Raw genomic sequence first — 19593 nt, 5'->3', positions numbered from 1 at the left:
ACATGATATTAAAGTTTTATCATGTTAAGCTTTAAAGTAAAAATTTGTATAACAAAATGTTAACATATAATAATAATTGAAACAAGAATAGAAGGAGAGAGTTACGAAAATAGACAAGGATATATACATTGCTATTAAGCCTAAAAACCTCATTAAATAAAAATTATAAGAAAATTATAGGTAAACTAGAGAAAGTATGTAAGAAATTAAAAAAAAGAAGGCTTATAATAGTAAGTGGGAACAGAAGATAAGTTCCCTCTCATAAACATTAAATCTTCTATATAAAAAGTATCTAGCTTGTAATTTTAGGCTGGGTACTTTTTTGTAATGGAAGTAATTTGTGAAAAGGTGGTGAGTGCTTGGAAATGAAATTTTAAAAAGCAATCAGAAAACAAAATAGGGATTACAGGAGGAGGTTCATGATTAATGAATTAATTAATTCAATTAATGAAATGTTAGTTGAAAAATTCCCAAATACAAAAATATATACATCAAAGTTAGAGAAGGAAATTGTAAGACCTTCTTTTTTTATTCGCTACGTTACCAGCAGGCAAGCAGACTTAAATAGAAATAGTTATATGAATACCATAACTATGAAGATTATTTACTTTGGTCCGCTAGATGAGCTTATGAATGTTGATTTAATAGCTCAAAATGAAGTTTGGGATACAATGAGGGAAATCTTTAGTGATGGATATATAAAGGTACTAGGGAGAACTGCAAAGATAAGAAAGTTGAGAGGTAGAGCAAAAATGTCAGAAATACACTTGAAACTCAAGATAGATCTTGCACAAGACAGAAACTTTAATGCCCCTCAAAGCCCTAAAGCAGGCACATTTAATTTTAAAATTTAAGGAGGAATAAAAATGGGAGAACCATCAGTAGACATTATTTTTAAGGAAGCAGGAATAACTGCAGCAAAGAGAGGAACAAGAGGCATAGTTGTACTTATATTAAAGGATACAATGCCAGCAAATTATAGTAATCCAATAAAAATGGATACTATAGATGAAATTCCGGAAGCTTTATCAGATTTTAATAAGGAACAAATAAAGCTTGCCATGATAGGATATCAAAATCCACCAAAACAAGTGATTGCTTATATAGAAGCACCAGATGCAGCTAATTATTCAGAAGCTCAAAATTACTTAGAAACTATTAAATGGGATTATGTAGTAGTTCCAAGCATTGGTCAGACTACAGATGGAAAGGCTGATACAGAGGCAAATATTACTTCAAGAGCAACAGATTTTGCTACATGGATTAAACAATTAAGAAGTGCTAAGGATATTAGAGTTAAAGCAGTACTTCCACATTGTCCAGCTGATAGTGAAGGAGTAATTAACTTTGCTACAGACGACATAAAAACAGCAGCCAGAACTTATACTGATGCAGAATACTGTTCAAGAATTGCAGGGATGCTAGCAGGAACTTCGCTAAATATTAGTGCTACTTATGCACCACTTGCAGAAGTAGTAGATGTTCCGCATCTAAAGAAAGAAGAAAGAGATGCGGCAATTGATTCAGGAAAATTAATTTTAATTAACGATGGAAAGAAAGTTAAAATTGATAGAGCTGTAAATAGCTTTGTAACTACTATTGAAAATAAAGGCGAGGATTTTAAAAAGATTAAGATAGTAGATATTATGGATTTAATACATGATGATATTAAATCAACAGCTGAAGATAATTATATTGGAAAATATCCAAATGATTATGATCATAAGTGCTTGCTCATTGCAGCTATTAATGGCTATTTTGAAGGTTTAGAACTTGATGGATTGCTTGATAGCAGTATTGAAGGGCAAAATAGAGCAGAAATTGATTTAGATGCACAAAAAGCGTACTTAAAGAGCCAAGGTATAGATATTTCAACTATGAAAGATCAAGAAATAAAAGAAAGTAACACAGGTTCACAAGTTTTTGTTAAAGGACAAGTTGTTATTTTAGATGCAATAGAAGATATTAAATTTCAAATATATATTTAGGAGGTAATTATTATGCCACAAGCAAAGGATATTATAAATGGGACTTGGGGAGAAGTCTGGATTAACGGAGAATATGTTTCAGAGGTGTCAGCTCTTCAAGCAAAGGTCACTTTAACAAAGGTAGATGTTAATTTTACAAGGGATTTATGGAAGAGAAGTAAAGTTACAGGTATAGAAGGAAAGGGAACATTGAAATTGCATCATATATCATCAAGAATGGCAATTTTAATGAAAGATAACATAAAACAAGGAAAGCAAACTGTATGTACTATAATTTCTAAATTAGCTGATCCGGATTCAGTAGGGGCTGAAAGAGTAGTACTTAAAGATGTTACTTTTGATGAATTAACATTGGCAGACTGGGAAGTTAAAAAGAATGTTGAAGATACAATTGCATTTACATTCTCAGGCTATGATTTCTTAGACTTAATAGAACCACAATAAAACTATAGTTAAGCAATAGTCTGCCGAAATCGGAAATATTTTTGTTACGCAGGACTATGAAAATTTCGCTGGAAGGTTCTAAATGACAGGTTGTACTCACTTTAGCATGCTCCAATAATTCGAATGGACAAGCTAAAGCGCAACAACCTGTCACAAAGAACCTTCATCAGCTTATTTTCAAATGCCTGCTACACAAAAATATTTTCGATTTCTAATGTAGATATTTGCTTAAGGTATGTAAAAATAAAGTAATGACAAGGAAATAAAAAATTACTGAATTATAGATATGCAATTTAATAACTAGACTCATAGTTAGAGGAACTAAGAAAAACGTTAATTGAATTTTAGAAAATTGCTACAGAGAAACTGGAATACAATATGTTACTTACTTTGCTTAGCTATTGAATAAGCTTAGATTACACATTGTTTATCTATAGTTTTATTAAATTTGAAATGGAGATGAAAGTTATGAATTTAGTTGAACAATTATTAAAAATAGATGCTGGTAAAATTGAGGTGCCTTCTAAGGAGGTAAAACTTAAGCTTGCTAAACTTGGAAATATGGAGATTACATTTAAATGCAATGCTATTTCTATGGAGAGATACAATGAAATTCAAGAAAGAGTACTTCAAGTAGATAAGAAAGGAAATATTCAAGGATTTGCAACAGCACAGGCAAAAATAGAAACTGTTCTTGCAGGAGTGCCAGAGCTTAGATCAGAAGAGCTTATGAAACATTTCAAAGCGCCAACACCAAAGGAACTTATGAATAAGATATTCTTACCTGGTGAAGTTGATATTTTAGCAGATACTGTAACTGAAATTTCAGGAGTAGAATCTACTAACAAAAAAGAAGATATAAAAAACTCATAAGCACTGATGAAACTGTTAATCTTCTATATTACTGCTGGAAACTTCATGGTAAGTGGCCAGCAGAAACAATTAATAGGGGATTTGGAGAAAAGATTATCATCAGTGCTTTTATTGAACAAGAAGTTGAAGATAAAAATAAGCAAATAGAATCCCTACAAGGGGGTGAGGTTTAATGGCGAATACAGTTAATATGAACCAAATAAATATGACTCAGATTAATACAGTAGTAAATCTTACGCAAAACGTTATTATCGGAGTTCAAAAGGCTCAAGAATCTATTGAGAGTTTAGGCGCAAAAGCTGTAGAAACTTCACAGAAGGTGAATGAAACAGTTAAATCAGCTGGATTCGGTAATAAAATAGCTAGTGGTTTAAATTCAGCTAGGCAGGCTATTGGAGAAGTTGGAAATTCAATGGCTGGTTTTCTAAAGGATTGTGTCGATGGAGCCGCAAAATCAGAAAAAATTAATAAAGATTTAGCACAAACAATTAAATCTACTGGTGGAGCAGCAGGATTCACAGCTGAAGAAGTAAGTAAAATGGCCTCGCAATTGAGTAATGCATCTACATTTGGTGCTGGAGCGATTAAAACAGGTCAGAGCATGCTACTCACATTTACTAACATAGGGAAGGATGTATTTCCAGCAGCCTCGCAAGCAATGGTAGATATGGCACAAAAAATGGGAACTGATCCTGTTGAAGCTAGCAAAGCATTAGGAAAAGCACTTAATGATCCAACTAGAGGACTTGCAGATTTAAACGGAATTGGCATTACATTCACAGATCAACAAAAAAAACAAGTAGAAGCAATGCAAAAAACTGGGGATACGGCTGGGGCTCAGAAACTAATTTTAAACGAATTAAATAAAGAATTTGGTGGGCAGGCAGCAGCGGCAGCAGATACTTATGCTGGTAAGTTGCAACAATTATCTAATACTATAAGTGGAATTAAAAGCAGTATAGGTGATGCTTTATTGCCTTATGCCAAAAAAGTAGCAGAAGTATTTTTGAGTGTTGCCCAATCAATAAAAAATATACCACAACCAATAATGGACATAATTGCAAAGGCTTTAGGTCTTACAGCTGTCTTTGGCACATTAATTGGTGGCTTTGGCATGTTTAAAAATATGATAGGGACATTTTTTCAACCTCTTTCAGGAGTAATGGGTTTGTTTACTAAATTTCCACTTCCAATTATGATTGTTATCGGCGTAATCGCATTATTGGCAACAGCATTTGCTACTAATTTTGGTGGGATAAGAGATTCTGTTGTATCTGTTTTTAACAAAATATCAAGTGCTGTAAAATCAGCAATTGATGTATTTAAGAAAACAGGAAGTGCATCAGAAGGAATAGGAGTATTTTTTTCTAGTTTATTCGGGCCTAAAGTAGGTTCAATTGTAACAAGTACGATTAAAGTTATAATTGCAACAGTTAAATCAGTAATAGACTTTATTAAGGCACATATGCCACAAATACAAAGCATAATTCAAAATGTATTTAAAGGAATCCAATCAGTTTGGAACTCTATATTAAAGCCAGTACTAACATTTGCTATTCAAATTTTCAGTAAATTAATAAGCTTTGTAATTTCTAACTGGCCACTTATAAAACAAACTATTACAACTGTTATGACAGCCATTAAAACTGTTATAAGCACTGCTTTAAATATGATAATGGCCTTTTGGAATGTTCATGGGCAGACTATAAAAACAGTAGTGTCTTCAGCATTTAACATAATTAAAACAGTAATCATGACTGTACTTAACGTAATAACAGGAGTGATTAAAACTGTAATGCAAGTTATAAATGGAGATTGGTCAGGCGCATGGAATACTATAAAAAGTACTGTAGGAACAGTATTTAATGGTGCCATAGATATTATAAGAAATATATTAAATGCAATAGGTTCAATATTTAAAGATGTGGCTAAAACTGCTATTAGTTGGGGTAAAGATATGATAATGGGAATTGTAGATGGTATAAGAGGAGCAGTAGGTTACATTGAAGATGCTATTTCAGGTGTAGCAGATAGGATAAGAGCATTTCTTCATTTCTCAGTACCAGATAAAGGACCCCTTACAGATTATGAAACATGGATGCCAGACTTTCTAAAAGGCATGGGTCGTGGTATTAAAGTTAATACTCATTTAGTAACTGAACCAATTAAAGATCTTGCAGTAGGAATAAAAACTGGTGTAAATAAAAACTTATCATCAGGAAACAAAACTGGCAGCCAAGGATTTAAAGGCGCTTCTGGATCAACTAAAGATGATAGCACACAAAATGGATTTGCAATAACAATAGCAAAGCTTGCAGATTCTATAATAATCAGAGAAGAAAGCGATATAGATAAAATTGCAACAGCTCTAGCCAATAAATTGAGTCAAACAGCTCTTGGAATGAGTTAGGAGGTATTTTTAAATGATAGAATTTTGGTTTAATCAAGACGATACATGGTTACAACTTCCTGTACCACCTTCTAGTTATTCACTTAAATTAGCTAACAACAATTCAGTAGTTAGTGTAGAATCAATTGGAGAAATAAATATATTAGGAGATTCAAAGCTTTCGGAAATATCTTTTGAGAGCTTTTTTCCTGCTCATAAATATAAATTTTGTGCATATTCAGATATTCCTAAACCATTTGAGTGCGTTGCACAAATAGAAGCTTGGAGAAAAAGTAAAAAGCCAATAAGAGTGATACTTACAAACACAGATATCAATGATCTATTCTCTATAGAAACTTTTGAGTATGGAGAAAATGATGGAACTGGAGATATAAACTTTACTCTAGCATTAAAGCAGTATAAGGCATTGAAGTTAAATGAAAAAATTGTAGGTCAGTGGGGGGCAGGCTTTAGTTTAACTGATGTAAATAATATATTGGGTGGTAATATATGATTAAAATATACAGCTTATATGAAGGCTGGCTTTTAACAGATATAACTCCAGTTTGTAAAAGTATTGAATTATCAGCATCAATAGATCAGCCTGCAAGAAAATGTTCATTTAGTATGTTATATTCCTTATCAGATATAAATGAGCCTAGAGTTCAAATATGTCCAGGAACATTAATAAAGATTGTAGATGAAACTTATGGAGAAATTTTTAGAGGTGAAGTTGTAGATAGGACTTTAGGAAGTTCAAATCAGGAGGAAACTTTTACTTGCTATGATTATATGAGGTTTATCATGAGTTCATCAACAAGCATGAATATTAAGAATATGTCTCCAGAAAGCGTTGTATATAAAGCTTGTGAAGAATTAAACATCAAAGTTGGTGATGTAGTGGCAACTGGCGTTCCAATAGATAGGCTATGTCCAGATAAGAGTTATTATAGCATAATAATGCAGTGCTATAGTGAAGTTAGCAAGCAAAATGGAAAACAATATGTTCCTATTATGAAAGCTGATACGTTTAATGTAATTGAGAAGGGGCAAATAATATCAGATTATTTGCTTCAATCTGCTAATGCGGATTTGTACAATAACAATATAATAGATATGAGTTACAAAGATTCTTTAGAAAATATGATAAACAGAGTGAAAATTTTTGACGTTAACAATAACTACGTAGATCAAGTGGAAAATTCAGAGCTTGTAAAAAGATATGGTGTTTTCCAGACATCGTACACAGTGGAAGATGATAACAACACATATGAAGTAGCACAAAATAAGTTATATGGCTTCAGTGAAGAAATAGAAATTGAAGCTATTGGTAATTATAGCTGCTTAACGGGGTATGCTGTTAAGGCAAAAATATGGTATTTAGACATATTGAAAGATGCAACTCTTTATGTTAATGCTGATACTCACACCTGGGAATGTGGAACAGGAAAATATACAATGAAGCTTACAGTAAGCTTAAGCAACAAAATGGATTTACAGGAGGTTGATAGCTAATGGATCCATATGTAAAAATGTTAAATTTAATGAAAAGAAAAGGTGCAGAAAGTAATCCTCTTTCCATATGCATTGCTAAGGTTAATTCTCCACCTCCTGAAATAATAATTCAAACAAATGATTTGCAGCTATATAAGGATGATCTTTATATAGCTGATTATTTATTATCGGGATATTCAAGACAAGCGTCAGTAACAAATACTGATGGGACTGCAGTAAGTTTTCTAGATACAATTAAAATTGGTGATGAGCTAGCAGTATTGCCTACTAAGGATAATCAAACATGGATAATACTTTGTAAGGTGGTGAAGTGTAGTGGCTAGTATATTACCCGAAACAAATTTAAACATGGCAAATAAACTTGCGGCATTTTCACAAGAAGAGAAAGCTGCAAATATTCCTAAAGAATATGCTTGGGATTTTGAGAAAAATGATTTCAAACTTAAGGATGGAAAATTTCAAATTGTAGAAGGAATAGAAGCATTGAAAATATGGATATGGAAAGCTCTTAAAACCAGCAAAGGAAAGTATCCAATTTACAGCGATGCATATGGCAATGAATTTGAAAAAATAATTGGTAAAGGGTTCAGTAAAAGTTTAATTGATAGTGAGGCTAAAAGGTTAACTTTAGAATGCTTAAAGGAAAATCAGCACATATTAGGCGTAAAAAACTTTGAGGTGGATAAAAACAATGATATTCTAACCATAACTTTTACAGCAATAACTGATTGTGGGGAGGTGACAATTAATGTATGAAAATAATACTGAAGAAAATTTAAGATCACAAATGTTAGATAGTATTGATTCTGGAATATCTAAAAGTGAAGGATATTTTGTATATGATGCTATTGCTCCATCTGCTAAAACTATAGCAGATTATTATAAAGCTCTAGATACAATTTTGAAATTAGTATTTGGAGAGGAAGCTCCAGAAGTTCCTCAAGAGGAATATGATAAATTTATAGATAAAGATGCAGCAAGACATGGCTTAGAGAGGAAGCAAGGCTTATATTCAGTGGGGCAAGTGACTTTTTTAGGGTTAGAAAATTCTATAATATATGAAAACAGCATAGTTCAAACTGTCGAAGGCTTAAAATATAAGGTGACATCTCAAGGAAAAATTAAAGATGGAAAATGCACACTAGGAATTAAAGCAATAGAAATAGGCTCCAAATATAATGTTCCAGCTAATGCTATAGTTGAAATACCTATTAAAATAAATGGGATAACTAATGTGAAAAATGAAAGTGCAACTACTAGTGGAACTGATACTGAAACTAGTGAAAATTTATTGGAAAGAATCATATCTAAAGAGAGAGAAGAAAGCAGCAGTGGGAATATATATGATTATGAAAAATGGGCACTTCAAATATCTGGTGTTGAGTATGTGAAAGTAAAACCTCTTTGGGATAAAAGCAATGGAATGAATGGAAATGGAACTGTAAAGGTAATAGTTGCAGGAAATAATGGAATTCAGCTAGATGATACTATAGTACAAAAAGTTAAACAATATATAGATCCAGCAGATGGTGAAGGAAGTGGAAAGGCACCAATAGGGGCAACAGTAACTGTAGTATCAGTAAATCCATTAAAAATTGATGTTAATATACTTGGTCTTACTGCATTAGATGGATTTGATATAAAGGATGTTAAAGACAATATAAAAGAGTCTCTTGATAATTATTTTAAAACAATTCCAGTAGGCGGAGTTGTAAAAATAAATACTGTTGAGGCAAAGGTAGTAATGACAGCTGGAGTTAATGATATATCTTCAGTGAAAATAAACAATGATACTAAAAATATAATTACAGCTGATGAAGATAAGGCATCTTTGCGAGGGATAACTTATGAATAATATAGCTGATTTAGAAGCATTTAAAAATATTAAGAGTGCAAGTACTTCAAGTGAAAACAGTGGAAACCAATCAGTAGATAATTTAAAGAGCTATGTTATTGATGAAATAAAAAATAGTTATATTTTCCAGGAAATATTTAATGCTTACGGAAGTAGATTTGATAAATTAGGCTTGGATATTTCAGATTTATTCCTGCAAATTTTGCCCCAAACTGCAACTGAATGGGGCTTGAAACTATGGGAAAAAAGAGTTGGTATAACTACAAATAATGCTAAATCAATTGAAGAAAGAAGAGCAAGGGTATTAGCAAAGCTTAACTCTAAAGGCACAACAACAGTTGAAGTAATAAAGCAGATTTGTAAGAGCTTTGTTTCAGAAGCTGAAATAATTCAGAATAATCCAGAATACTATTTCCAAGTAAAGTTAATAAGTGATACAGGCTTTCCTTATGCTTTAGATAGCTTGTACGACTCAATAGGAATAGCTAAGCCAGCACATTTAGGCGTTAAATATAAACTAATATCCGTAAATCAATCACAAATGTACTATGGCTTAGGATCAATTATGGGAGAGACTATGACAGTTTATCCATGGAGAGCTAAAAATATTGAATTCAGCGAAAAAATGGAAAGTGGTATCAGCCAATGTACAGGTTCAGAAAGCATAACAATATATCCTAGTAAGGAGATGAATTAATTTGGCAGAAAAATTTTATACAATGTTAACAAAATTAGGAAGAAAAAAATTATCAGCTTCAGCAGTTTCGGGCAGTAAAGTGAATTTTAAAACCCTAAAAGTTGGAGATGGAAACGGCTCATATTATGAACCTTCAGAAGATCAAACCTCAATTGTAAAAGAAGTTTGGTCAGGAAATATAAGTGCAATTTCAGTCGATGAATCAAATGAAAACTGGATAGTTGTAGAAACAGTAATACCAGCAGCTGATGGAGGGTTTTTCATCAGAGAAGCTGGTATTTTTGATGATGCTGGAGATATGATCGCCATCACCAAATTATCAGAAACCTACAAACCAGCAATTTCAGAAGGAAGCACAAAAGATTTATTCATAAAAATTGTATTAGAAGTCAGCAATGCAAGCAGCATAGATTTTAAGATAGATCCAAATGTAGTAGTTGCAACTAAAGGAGATATACAAATATTACAGTCAAAATTTCAAGAAGTCAGTGCTAAGTTATCAGGGAAAATGCAATTGTATATTAATGAGACACTGCCAGCTATACCTGACAGAACAAGTGATACTTTGTATTTTAAAATAACAGATAAAATAACCAATGGCTTTGCAGACAATGTGAAGGTAAGTCCCAATATGGGTATTAAAATAGTTCAATAAGAAAGGATGATTATATAATGGCAAATTTAGATAAAGTAAGGATTCAATTATTAGATGAAAGTACAGGTGCAGTATTAAAGGAAGTAAATGTATTAACAAGCGCAGATGCAGTTACATTTGCTGATGGACAAACATTTCAACAAAAGTTAGATGGAGGATTATTGAAAGGCCCTCAAGGAGTTCAAGGTATACAAGGTGTGCAAGGACCAGCTGGAGAGCCCTTTACAATCGCAAAAGTGTATAGTTCAGTTTCAGCTATGAATACAGGATTTGCCACAGATGGATTAAAAATAGGGAGCTTTGTGTTAATAGACACTGGAAATGTTAATGATGCTGATAATGCAAAATTATATGTTAAGGGTTCAACAGCATACACATATATAACAGACCTTAGTGGGGCAACAGGCATGCAGGGACCACAAGGAATTCAAGGTATACAAGGCCCACAAGGAGCAGCTGGAATTAGAGGATCTCAATGGTATAGTGGGACTGCAATAACAGGAATTAGCACATCAGCAACAGTTTTTACTGGAAGTGGTATAACTTCAGCTTTAGTAAATGATCAATATTTCAATACAAGTACAGGAAATGTATATGTATGTACAGCTTCAGGAGATGCAAGCACAGCAAAATGGGTATATTCAATATCTTTAAAAGGAGCAACAGGCGCAACAGGTGCTGCTGGACCAACTGGTGCAACTGGGCCACAAGGGCCAGCAGGAGCAGACGGAGCAAGTATTAAAGTTGGTAATGATTATGCAAGTGGAACACAAGTTAAATTATTTCTAAAGACTATTTAAGGGGGAAAACAAATGGCAACAAAAAATATAGAAATACAAGACAGTACAGGAAATATATATTACCCACATACTGATGCGTTAATTGTAAAATTTGGGAATTCAAATGTCGATTCAACATTGTCAGATATGGTGTATCAAACAGCAGGCGGATCTGCTACGGCAATAACACTTACTATTAAAGGATCGTTAGTAAATGGATATCCAATAACTTTTATAGCAAGTATCAATAATGGTGGAGCTGCAACAACTATAAATGGTAAAAAATTATATAAACCAGGAACGACAACATCACCAAACTTGATATCAGGAAAGGCATATACGGTTTGGTATAATTCAACCAGTGAGTGTTTTTTTATCAAAGCTAGTGCAGAAGGTACTGCACTAGCATCTGATGTACGTAAAAATAAAACTTTTAGTAATGATACTGATAATTGTATAGTTGGAGGACTTGATTTATCTTTATTAATTTCTGGAAATATAAGAGCAGGTATTACTATAGATGGTGTTACCGGAAAGTCAAGTGTCGTAGATACAGCAGATGCAACAGTAGCTGCTAATAATATGTTAGCAGGAGAAACGGCTTATAAAAACGGAGCAAAAGTAACGGGTACAATGGTGGATAGATCAGGTGATACAGCATGCGTATCTAGTAGTATTAGTGGAACAACTTTAAAACTAAAAGCTAGTGAAGGTTATAGAGACGGTGCAAATGATAATGTAACAATTACAGATGCCAATTTTATAGCTGCAAATATTGTTAGCGGGAAGGAATTATTTGGATTGGCTGGTATTGCAACTCCAACTAGTTTAGGTGGTTTGAATTTAATAGCAAGCGGGACTGTTAGTGGTGGAATAAAATATGCCAGGAATAGTATACCGTTAGGAGTAATTCCTGCAACAAATGTTAAGTATATAACAGGCGATATAGTGTATAATTGGGCTAACGGTGCAACAGGGAAAACACAATTTTATTTTACAGTTAATTCATATGATTCACTGGTAGCTGGTCAATATTACAGTTCTAATGGTGGGTATCGTAGTGCTGCATCAAGATTAACGGATATAATTGTCGCTGAAACAGGTGATTCAGTTGTAAATAGCTATGTAATTATGTATTATTTTTATGGTTAATTTGGAGGTGTAATATGATACAAACTAAACTAAATAGTAGAGTATACTATAATAAATCTACTGGAGATATATTGTGCTTTACAGATGAACAATTTAATATTGCAGGTATAAAGATACCTACAATACAAGACGATAAGCAAAAGTATTCGGTATTGAAGAGTATATCAGATGATATGTTAGGAAAAATAGAATTAGAATATGGACAATTATTCAACATATTAGTAAAGAGCAAATCATGTGTGGTTGATATAAAGCAAGAAAAACATAGACTTGAGGTAGTATATTATACCGAGGATGAATTAAAAGCTAAAGAAGTGACAATTACTGGAGAACAGATTGACAAAAATGATATAATTCAAAATATTATTTTGTATGCACAAATCCAAGATGAAGTAACATTATTAACATTAGAAAATTCTATATTAGAAATAGAAAAAAATAAGATATTAGAAGGGCGGATGTAAAATGACCACAATGCAAACATTATTAGGAAACATATTGAGAAATAGGATTAATGCAGAATTAAAAAAGGAAACTAAAGATTTTACTACAATTCAAGAAACTATAGATATATTTTTAGCTGGAGATAAGATTACTACAGAGCAATATGCAGAATTTACAAATTTAATAGCTCCAACTAATGCAGAAAGTACTGCATCATAGGAAAAAATAATGTACTAAATTAAATGAAAATATAGGTAAAAGATTATTATTAAGCTAAATAATCTTTTTTTATTTCCTATGATATATTGATGACATTAGCCAGTTTTAATATTCAATAGGGTAGGAAGCCAACACTTATTTTTAATAGAAAGGAAGTAATACATGAATGAAGAATTGATTAAGGATAAAATTGAAACGTATGAAAGAAGACTCAATAATCATGGAGAGAGATTAGATAAGCTTGAGCAAGATTCAAGAGAACTTAAGATAGAATTAAAGAATTTATGTGAAAACATTAAGTCATTAACCAATATGATGAAGTGGTTTATAACTGCAATAGGAGGAGCTTTAATAAGCTTCTTCTTTTTTGTAATTGAAACCAAGATCTTAAGATAAAGGAGACTTTACACAATGAAAGAAATATCAATTAATCAAATTTTACCTATAGTAGATACTTCAGTAGTGGCAATTTTAGCAGTGATAATTAAGCAGGTTGGAAATTCAATAATAGATTTCTTTATTCAGAAGAAAAGTGAAATAAGCCAAAAAATAAAGATAAATGAGCATCAGGAAGAAATAAATACTGCTAGGGAAGTATGGAATATAGTAGAAGAGAAATTTAGAATTACAGAAAATGCAACTGAGCTTTTAACATCAAAGGCAGATGAATTTGAGAAGGTACTTATGCAGCGAATTCCAGGATTATCTAAAGAAAATTTAGAATTTTTAAGACAAACTATAGCTGGAGAAGTTAATAAAGGCAGAGATATGTTAACAAAAGATTCGAAAGCACAATAAATCTTACAATAGAATATAGTTACAATTAGTAATACAAATTATTTAATAAATATGGCTTTAATAAGAATCATTTATTACTAATTATTTTCAGACCAGACTTAATGTTTATAGATATTATGTAAGCATTAAGTCTGGTCTTTTTTTTGTTTGCGTTAAATGAGATTTGGAAATTATATATTCGTGGATTTTAACCTTTTACTACACTCAATAACTAATAAATACTATTTGATTCTATAACTTGGAATATTTGACAAAGGGCAAAAGTAAGATAAAATTATATATGAGTTCCAAAAATTTGTTAATCAAAGTTAAACCTTTAAAGCAGAAGTATAAAGTGGAATAACTTCAATGATTAGAAAGTTTATTAAATGGAACTTATATATTATAAGAACTTAGGGGGAATAATAATGGTAAAATTAAAAAAATTAATAGCAGGATCACTAATAGCGGTATCAGTATTAGCGCTAACTCCAATAGGTGCAAGTGCAGAATGGAAGAATAATAGTACTGGATGGTGGTATACAGAAGGTGACTCATATTCTACAGGTTGGAAAAAGATAGAAGGAAAATGGTATTATTTTTATGCTAGCGGTTATATGGCTAAAAACACAGTTATTGATGGATATATTTTAAGCAATAATGGAGATTGGACAGGCTTAGAAACTAAATCTGATAAGATTTCAGTTTCATATCCTTCAAATTGGACTAAAACGACTTTAAAAGGAGATGATATTTACTATCTAGACAATCAAGGAACTAATGTGAATTTGGTTATAGATGGCATGGAGGGATATTCGGAAGAGGTTTATTTTAATTCAGCAGAAACTTATATAAAAAATCGCTCAGATATAAATAATTTACAAATTAAAGAGCGTAAATTTAATAATAATAATGCGTTAACTCTAAACTATTTTCATAATATTAATGGAATGGATGTGCAAGTAGAACAAGTAATGATTTGTAATAGTAACAAAGCATATTTATTTACACTTATGCAACGTGGAAAAATATCAGATGAAAATATGACATCTTTTGAAAGTATGTTAAATACAATAAAATTTGCATATTAATTCTTTAAATTAGGGGATAATCTTTAGTAAGGAGAGATATGCTTTTAATTATCTTACCTTACTAAAGATAATACATGTAATAGAAAATAGAAGATTAGTTTAAAATAAGTGCGGAAATAATTCTAAAGGTTTAAAAATATGCCATAGTGATAAATTTATATTTATGATTTAAATAGATTACATTTTTAATTAATACTGAGATATGTGAAATAAGTTCCAACATAGTAATATTGTATTTAGGTAAAATTACACAACATAATAAACAATATATTTTAAAGATTAAATTATATGAGAAGGGTATATATTCTTATAGAAAAGGAGAAAAAATGAGTACTACAAATGAGCAGAAAGTGTATGAAATATTAGATTTATTAGGTATTAAGTATACTAAATATGAGCATAATCCAATATATACAGTTGAAGAAGCTAAAAATTTAGATATCGATATTCCAGGAGGTCATTGTAAAAATCTTTTTATTAGGAACAGAAAAGGAGACACCCATTACTTAGTTGTTTTAGATGAAAATAAGAGAGTTGATTTAAAGGCTTTAGATAAGCAAATTGGAAGTACTAGGTTATCGTTTGCATCAGAAGAACGTTTATATAAATATTTAAATCTAACACCAGGATCAGTTACTCCTTTTGGATTAATAAACGATTCTAATAGAGAAGTTATAGTATTAATAGATAAAGATTTAGCTAATCAGGATATTGTAAATTTTCATCCTAATGTAAATACAGCGACAATAGGAATTTCTTATAAAGATTTTGAAAAATTTATTTTGTGGCGTAAAAATGGATTTAAATATATAGATATATAGCTTAAATGGAGGAAAGTTTTATGGAGATATTAGGTAGCCTAGGACTAAGTGTAGTATTTCTTATTTTGGGTGTAATATTAAAATTGTGGCCGCCGAAGGAGATAACTAGTTTTTATGGATATAGAACTCCTTTTTCTAAGAAAAATAATGATGTATGGAAAGAAGCAAATACCTATGGTGGAACAATGATGATATTAGGTGCAGTTATAGCTATAATTTTCTCGATTATAATAACTTCTTTATATGGGAACGATCCAGGCAGATCAAATATAATATGTGTTATGGGATCTTTAATAATTGTTTTAATATCAATATTTTATACAGAGGTTCATTTAAGAAAAGTATTTGATAAAGATGGTAAACGTAAATAAGAGTAATAATTCTACTTTTTACGTAGTTTTGTAGAAAAATATGTCATATTATGCTAAAATATCCCTATGCGAATATTATAACTAATGATAATTGTTATTAGCAATGGGGGTGTCATAGATGAAAGAAGAAAAGCTTAATGAATACAAGAAAAGTCCAATTTTTTTAGTTATAGAAAATGGTTTAATTGTTGATGTTAGTGCACAGTTTATAGAATTAACAGAGTATAGATATGAGGAATTATTGAATAGTAGCATAATTAATGTGTTTGAAAAATTAAGGGTTGGTCCAAACGTTAATACTAGCGATATTGATGAGAAGATCAACTATTTTTTGTTCACGAAATCTTTAGGAGTTAAATTTGTTAATATAAAAGTAATATGTGAGAAAGAAAAAGAGATATATATCTTTTGTGAAAAAATGAATTCTAATATTGAAATTAAACATTCATTTTTAAATGAATTAATTTTAGATAATTATTATGGAGTAGGAGTATATAGTCTTCCGGATATGACGCTTCTTAAAACTAATGAGAAGTATGTAAGTTTTATGGATGCGCCTTTTAATAAAATAGAAAATTGTATAGGAAGACATATATCTGAGTTTGTGACGGGTTTTAAGGGAAGTGCATATGAAAGGCTTTGGAATAACTTGATTAGAACTAAATGCGCATGTAATATAGATGAATATCAATATGATGGTTTTAGTAGAGGAATTACTTATTGGAGAATATCATTAATACCTATTTTTGAAGATGGTGAAATAAAATATTGCGTTGCAATGCTTACAGAAACAACTGAACAGGTGGTACATAGAAAAAAAATTGAGGAACAGGCAGAAATAATTAAGCAGCAGAATTATACGTTAAAACGACAGGCAGACATGTTGAACTTATCAAGAGAAGCTATTTTTGCTTGGAAATTAAATGGAAGTATTACTTATTGGAATAAAGGTGCAGAGCTTATGTATGGCTATACCAGCGATGAGGCTGTTGGCTGCATAAGTCATGATTTATTAAAAACTGTTCGTTCGGTAGACATAAAAACTATTAAGGAGAGTATACTGGAAGATGGTGTATGGAGCGGTGAAATAGAGCATACTAAAAAAGATGGAAAAAAACTTATCATTGAAACAAGTCATCAAATTTTTGTTGATGAATATGGGCAGCTAGTAGTACTTGAAACTAATCGTGATATAACTGAAAGGAAGAAGTTAGAAGAGGAAATTAAACATCAAAAAGCTGAATTAGATGATATTATACAAAGTATAGACGATGCGCTGGTTATTTATGATAGTAATAAAAATTGCTATTTAACTAATAAATCTGCTGAAGAATATTTTAAGGGTACTAATCTTAGGAGGATAAGTAATCCCAATCATTTTAAGTTTTATGATTTAAATGGAGATGAGATTCATAAAGAAGAAATGACTATTTCAAAAGTATTTAAGGGAGAAGTAGTTATAAATGACATAATGACTCTAAAAAATGCTACTACAACAAAACATATTAGTTTAAATGGAAGACCTATTTATGATAGCAATGGAAATATAAAATTTGCAGTTCTTTGCTGTCACGATATTACACATGATATTGAAGCACAGATGCTTATAGAACAACAAAATAAAAAACTTGAAGCAATTATTAGCAGTGCATCAGATGGAATGTTTTTGTTTAATCCAGATAACAGTGTAACTTTATTAAATAAAGAATCAGAAAAATTTATATACGATATTAATGGATATAAAAGCATTGGTGATACGTGCAAAGATACTAAATACTATGATAAAGATGGAAATCTGCTTGAAGTAAATGATCTACCAGGTATTAAGTTAAAGAATAGTGAGAGTATTAAAAACTTCATTATTACAGCTAAAGGACCAGATAAAACTATTCATTATAGTGTAAGCGCTTGCCCAATATATGATGATAGGAAAAATTTAATTACAAAATTGATTTCTGCTCATGATATTACGGAGCGGTTTAATAATGAAAGAAAAATATTGGAGCAAAAAGAGCAGTTACAGGCCATTCTTGATAATATGCAAGATTCAGTTTATGTTTTTAATAAAGATGGCGAAATTTTCTTGAAAAATAAGATGGCACAAAAAAGAATGAGCTATTATTGGGATTATAATCATCCAAAGGATACAAACAAAAAGTTTTTAGATTTAGATGGATCTGAGATTATAGCAGAAGATATACCACATTGTAAGATTATACGTGGAGAATACGTTAAAGAATACTTTATGAAGATAAAAATAGGGGAGTGTGAACAATATGTTTCCGTGAGTGGAACTCCTGTTTTTGATAAAGAAGGAAACTTTGCTTATGGAATTATTAATAGTAGAGATATAACAGATTTCATAGAAAATCAGAAAGCTTTAGAAAAAATTCAAATTAAGCTTTTGGAAGCTGAACGAGAAAAAAATGAGACTCTTGAAAAAGCATTAGAAATGAAAGATGAGTTTTTATCACTTATATCCCATGAGTTTAGAACACCTCTTAATGTTATAAATTCTGCTATTCAAGCGATAGATTATTTTTGCAGTGAAGAATTATCGGACAGGCTCAAAAAGTACTTAAGGATGATAAGATTAAATTCATTTAGGCAGCTAAGACTAGTAAATAATATATTGGATATTACCAGAGCTAATGCAGGAAGAATAAAAGTTAATAAAAGCAACATAGATATAATATTTATGACTAAGGCTATTGTTGATTCGGTATATACGTATGCTAGTCAAAAGAGCATTGATATAATATTTTCATCATCAGTTAAACAAAAGATAGTTGGGATAGATGATGAAAAGTATGAAAGAATACTGCTCAATCTCTTATCAAATGCCATTAAATTTACTCCAGAAGGAAAATCAATTAGTGTAAAAATACTCTCAAGAAGACATGGCATCTGTATTGAAGTTAAAGATAAAGGTATAGGAATACCTCAAGAGAAAGCTGATATAATTTTTGAAAGGTTTGGTCAGGTTGATAGTTCTTTATCAAGACAAGCAGAAGGAACTGGAATAGGTTTATCTTTGGTTAAGAAATTTGTTGAAGCAATTGGAGGAACTATATCTCTTAAAAGTAAGGTCGGAAGAGGAAGTGCTTTCTCAATATTTCTTCCTAGTGAAAGCATAGTTCAAGAGAAGGGTGAAAGCGAAGTGGTAGAGTTTTCTGGAAATCGTCTAATACAAACTACACATGTAGAGTTTTCGGATATTTATTCATAGAAAATTACCGTAGATTTTTATTAAACTATCTCATTGCTAAATGCAATTTATAAAAATACATTGCTAGTATTTATTACATATTCCATTTGAATTTTTATAGATTCTATGCTATAATTTTGAAAGATTTAATAGAATATTTTTTTATCGGTTGGACAAGTTTGCACTTGATTCCAAGAAATTTGTTTCCAGGGTGGGAAACTCTTATTTGAGTTTCCCACTTTTTTTATTACTATATCTAGATAAAGTGCTAAATTAAAAATGCCAAGAGATTAACTTTAAATCATTTGTAATTTT

General features: G+C 31.0%; 22 protein-coding genes and 1 other annotated feature. All 22 genes read left to right on the top strand.

The annotated features are described in order from the left end of the window. The first annotated feature begins 419 nt into the window (after window positions 1-419). The 22 genes from F3K33_RS17255 (at window position 420) to F3K33_RS17150 (ending at window position 19299) form a co-directional block, all read left to right on the top strand. The gene (locus F3K33_RS17255) at window positions 420-854 is read left to right on the top strand and encodes a phage tail terminator family protein (protein ID WP_017210957.1); all 435 of its coding nucleotides are present in this window, start codon (window positions 420-422) and stop codon (window positions 852-854) included. 12 nt (window positions 855-866) lie between these two features. After that, window positions 867-1988, top strand: coding sequence for a phage tail sheath subtilisin-like domain-containing protein (locus F3K33_RS17250; RefSeq protein ID WP_039769225.1), 1122 nt, complete (start codon window positions 867-869; stop codon window positions 1986-1988). A 12-nt stretch (window positions 1989-2000) separates the two neighbouring features. After that, the gene (locus F3K33_RS17245; protein WP_012059574.1) at window positions 2001-2432 is read left to right on the top strand and encodes a phage tail tube protein; all 432 of its coding nucleotides are present in this window, start codon (window positions 2001-2003) and stop codon (window positions 2430-2432) included. 468 nt (window positions 2433-2900) lie between these two features. Continuing rightward, window positions 2901-3305, top strand: a complete 405-nt coding sequence (locus tag F3K33_RS17240) for a phage tail assembly chaperone (protein WP_039769227.1) — start codon at window positions 2901-2903, stop codon at window positions 3303-3305. 172 nt (window positions 3306-3477) lie between these two features. After that, complete coding sequence (locus tag F3K33_RS17235) at window positions 3478-5715, top strand: phage tail length tape measure family protein (protein WP_243141309.1); 2238 nt, start codon at window positions 3478-3480, stop codon at window positions 5713-5715. 13 nt (window positions 5716-5728) lie between these two features. Next, window positions 5729-6208 carry a hypothetical protein gene (locus tag F3K33_RS17230; RefSeq protein WP_039769229.1) on the top strand — a complete coding sequence of 160 codons (480 nt, stop codon included), beginning with the start codon at window positions 5729-5731 and terminating at the stop codon, window positions 6206-6208. After that, window positions 6205-7209 (top strand): XkdQ/YqbQ family protein, encoded by a 1005-nt coding sequence (locus tag F3K33_RS17225; protein WP_039769231.1) that lies wholly within the window; start codon window positions 6205-6207, stop codon window positions 7207-7209. Before F3K33_RS17230 ends, F3K33_RS17225 begins: the two co-directional genes overlap by 4 nt. After that, window positions 7209-7532 carry a DUF2577 domain-containing protein gene (locus F3K33_RS17220; RefSeq protein WP_012059569.1) on the top strand — a complete coding sequence of 108 codons (324 nt, stop codon included), beginning with the start codon at window positions 7209-7211 and terminating at the stop codon, window positions 7530-7532. The genes F3K33_RS17225 and F3K33_RS17220 overlap by 1 nt, the downstream gene beginning before the upstream one ends. Beyond that, window positions 7525-7965, top strand: a complete 441-nt coding sequence (locus tag F3K33_RS17215) for a DUF2634 domain-containing protein (protein ID WP_039769234.1) — start codon at window positions 7525-7527, stop codon at window positions 7963-7965. Before F3K33_RS17220 ends, F3K33_RS17215 begins: the two co-directional genes overlap by 8 nt. Then, on the top strand, window positions 7958-9064 hold the full coding sequence (locus F3K33_RS17210) for a baseplate J/gp47 family protein (protein ID WP_039769237.1): 1107 nt from the start codon (window positions 7958-7960) through the stop codon (window positions 9062-9064). Before F3K33_RS17215 ends, F3K33_RS17210 begins: the two co-directional genes overlap by 8 nt. After that, entirely contained in the window at window positions 9057-9761 is a 705-nt protein-coding gene (locus tag F3K33_RS17205) for a putative phage tail protein (protein ID WP_039769239.1), read from the top strand. Before F3K33_RS17210 ends, F3K33_RS17205 begins: the two co-directional genes overlap by 8 nt. Before the next feature lies 1 nt (window position 9762). Continuing rightward, window positions 9763-10416 carry a phage tail protein gene (locus F3K33_RS17200; RefSeq protein ID WP_039769242.1) on the top strand — a complete coding sequence of 218 codons (654 nt, stop codon included), beginning with the start codon at window positions 9763-9765 and terminating at the stop codon, window positions 10414-10416. A 17-nt stretch (window positions 10417-10433) separates the two neighbouring features. Further along, on the top strand, window positions 10434-11216 hold the full coding sequence (locus F3K33_RS17195; RefSeq protein ID WP_039769245.1) for a hypothetical protein: 783 nt from the start codon (window positions 10434-10436) through the stop codon (window positions 11214-11216). Window positions 11217-11228: 12 nt separating this feature from the next. Then, window positions 11229-12347, top strand: coding sequence for a hypothetical protein (locus F3K33_RS26830; RefSeq protein WP_051144771.1), 1119 nt, complete (start codon window positions 11229-11231; stop codon window positions 12345-12347). Between the two features lie 14 nt (window positions 12348-12361). Next, window positions 12362-12811, top strand: coding sequence for a hypothetical protein (locus F3K33_RS17185; RefSeq protein ID WP_039769249.1), 450 nt, complete (start codon window positions 12362-12364; stop codon window positions 12809-12811). A 1-nt stretch (window position 12812) separates the two neighbouring features. After that, window positions 12813-13010, top strand: a complete 198-nt coding sequence (locus F3K33_RS17180; RefSeq protein ID WP_039769252.1) for a hypothetical protein — start codon at window positions 12813-12815, stop codon at window positions 13008-13010. 162 nt (window positions 13011-13172) lie between these two features. Next, window positions 13173-13406 (top strand): hemolysin XhlA family protein, encoded by a 234-nt coding sequence (locus F3K33_RS17175; protein ID WP_039769254.1) that lies wholly within the window; start codon window positions 13173-13175, stop codon window positions 13404-13406. 15 nt (window positions 13407-13421) lie between these two features. Beyond that, window positions 13422-13808, top strand: coding sequence for a hypothetical protein (locus tag F3K33_RS17170; protein ID WP_039769257.1), 387 nt, complete (start codon window positions 13422-13424; stop codon window positions 13806-13808). Between the two features lie 407 nt (window positions 13809-14215). Beyond that, window positions 14216-14878: a PsbP-related protein gene (locus F3K33_RS17165; protein ID WP_039769259.1), complete on the top strand. Its 663-nt coding sequence runs from the start codon at window positions 14216-14218 to the stop codon at window positions 14876-14878. A gap of 326 nt (window positions 14879-15204) precedes the next feature. Next, entirely contained in the window at window positions 15205-15699 is a 495-nt protein-coding gene (locus tag F3K33_RS17160; RefSeq protein ID WP_039769261.1) for a prolyl-tRNA synthetase associated domain-containing protein, read from the top strand. 20 nt (window positions 15700-15719) lie between these two features. Further along, the gene (locus tag F3K33_RS17155; RefSeq protein ID WP_039769263.1) at window positions 15720-16070 is read left to right on the top strand and encodes an SdpI family protein; all 351 of its coding nucleotides are present in this window, start codon (window positions 15720-15722) and stop codon (window positions 16068-16070) included. Between the two features lie 118 nt (window positions 16071-16188). After that, window positions 16189-19299 (top strand): PAS domain S-box protein, encoded by a 3111-nt coding sequence (locus F3K33_RS17150; protein WP_039769266.1) that lies wholly within the window; start codon window positions 16189-16191, stop codon window positions 19297-19299. 146 nt (window positions 19300-19445) lie between these two features. After that, window positions 19446-19499, top strand: a sequence feature (sodium ion sensor (DUF1646 type); this cis-regulatory element may regulate processes involved in with the transportation of sodium ions). Window positions 19500-19593 lie beyond the last annotated feature (94 nt).

This window comes from Clostridium beijerinckii, assembly GCF_008705175.1.
Classification (GTDB): Bacteria; Bacillota; Clostridia; order Clostridiales; family Clostridiaceae; genus Clostridium; species Clostridium beijerinckii.
Note: the sequence above shows the minus strand (reverse complement) of the source record. Positions and strands in the feature narration are given on the sequence as shown.